We start from the raw sequence: 1,775 nt of genomic DNA on the forward strand, positions 1-1,775 counted from the left end.
TCTAGACCCGGATTTCGCACATGGTTCTGGACTGGGGTTATAGCCAGCGTGGCCGGGTGGGGTCCACGTTGAGCAGGGCGAGGAGTTGGGCTTGGAGCCATCCTGGGTGCGGGATTTTGGGTGGTTGCCGGTGTTGGGCGGGGATCAGGCGTAGGTCGTTGAGGGCTTGCAGGATGAGTCGGGCGGTGGGTCTGACGGCCCGGTTGTCGAAGGCGTAGAAGCCGGTCATGTCGTGGCGGTTCTGCTCGGCGAGCCGTTGCCGGACTTCGCGTTCGATGAGGCTGAAGATGAGCAGGGCGAGGGCGATGACGGTGATCAGGGCGGTGATCCTGCGGTTGGTCTGCAGGAACATCGGTGCGACGGCGAGGGGTCCTTTGATCGTTGCGTATCGCTGTTCCACGGCGGTTTGGCCTTTGTAGCGGCGCAGGATCTCGGCAGCGTCGGCGTCGGCGGGTTCGAGGTTGGTCAGCAGGGCGTACCAGCCGTCGGTGGCGGCTTCGGCGTCGATCGTGTCCTGGTCGAAGTGCCAGGTGAAGGACGGTTTGCCGGTGTCCGGGTCGGTGGTGATGGTGGTGCGCAGGTAGGCGCCGACGCGCCGTTTGCGGCTGATCTGGGCGGCTTTCGTGGCGATGGCGGCGGTGTCGGGGTGATACCGGGTGCCGGCGGTCCGCGTGAGGGTGTCCAGGTCGGTGCGGGCCTTGCCGAGTTTCAACTCGCGGGCGGCCTGGGCGGCGTTCTGGTTCGCGGTGGAGTGCACCAGGATCCGGCGGACCTGGTGGACCGGGTCTGACTTGCGGGGCCCGGCGAGGTGCATGACGTCTTCGGTGACCCGGTAGGCGCAGCGCCGGTCGGCCGGCTTGTTGCTGTCTCGCGCGGCGATGTAGTCCACCGCCACGGTGGTGGCCGGGTCGATCCCGGCGAACAGGCCGGCCGGGACGCGGGCTGCTGCCAGTGGGGCGAGGAACCTGACGCCGGCGTCGGTCATCGCGGTGAGGTTGCCGTAGGAGATCAGTTTCGAGTCGCCGACCATCAGGAACCCGGGCGTGTCCGCCAGGTTCTGCAGGGCGTGCATGGCATCGACAACCTGCGTGATCTCACTCGCGCCGCCGTCGTAGACCTGGTGGAACACCGGGACCGCCCCGTCAGCACTGACGGCGATTCCCGCCTGGATCTGTTTCAGGTCCGGCCGCCGGTCTTTCGGATGCCCCCACCCCGGCTGCGGGTAGTCGGGATCGTTGCGGTCGTAGCAGCCGTACAGCGAGATCGAGGTCATGTCCCAGTGCAGGCGGGTGACGTCGATGCCGAACCGGTCGATCGCCGCCGCACCGACCGTCCCGACGATGGTGTCGGTGTGCTCGGCGACCGCGTCCAAAGCCCGGCCGAGCCGGTCGTCGCCCAACGACGAGGCGGCGATCCCGTAGACCTCCGGCACCGCCCACGCCCGCGCCCAGTCACAGATCCCGGCCATCGCGGACGGGTTCGTCAGCCGGTTCGCGATCAGAACCTCGATGACCTGCCCATGCGTCGCGAGCGCGACATCCCGGATCGGGCACAGCTCATCGATGATCCCGGCGATGTCGATCCGCCGGCAGAAATCCGCGATCACCGGCAGCGAGCCCAGGCGTTTCTCCAGCACCACACCCTCGACCAACTCCGCACGAGGACGCACAGCACTACGCCGAGGAACACCCAGCACACCCATACCCGACCAACACATAGGTCTGATCAGAGTGACGGACATTCACCCCAAAGCATGTGCGAAATCCGGGTCTAGA

At 67.0% G+C, this 1,775-nt stretch carries 1 protein-coding gene; it reads right to left on the reverse strand.

Annotated features, from left to right (window positions below; all coding sequences use genetic code 11):
• Nucleotides 1–37 precede the first annotated feature (37 nt).
• Nucleotides 38–1,669 (reverse strand): IS1634 family transposase, encoded by a 1,632-nt coding sequence (locus ODJ79_RS46470; RefSeq protein WP_263030169.1) that lies wholly within the window; start codon nt 1,667–1,669, stop codon nt 38–40.
• Between the last annotated feature and the right edge of the window lie 106 nt (nt 1,670–1,775).

Source organism: Actinoplanes sp. KI2 (assembly GCF_025630775.1).
In the GTDB taxonomy this organism is placed as follows: Bacteria; Actinomycetota; Actinomycetes; order Mycobacteriales; family Micromonosporaceae; genus Actinoplanes.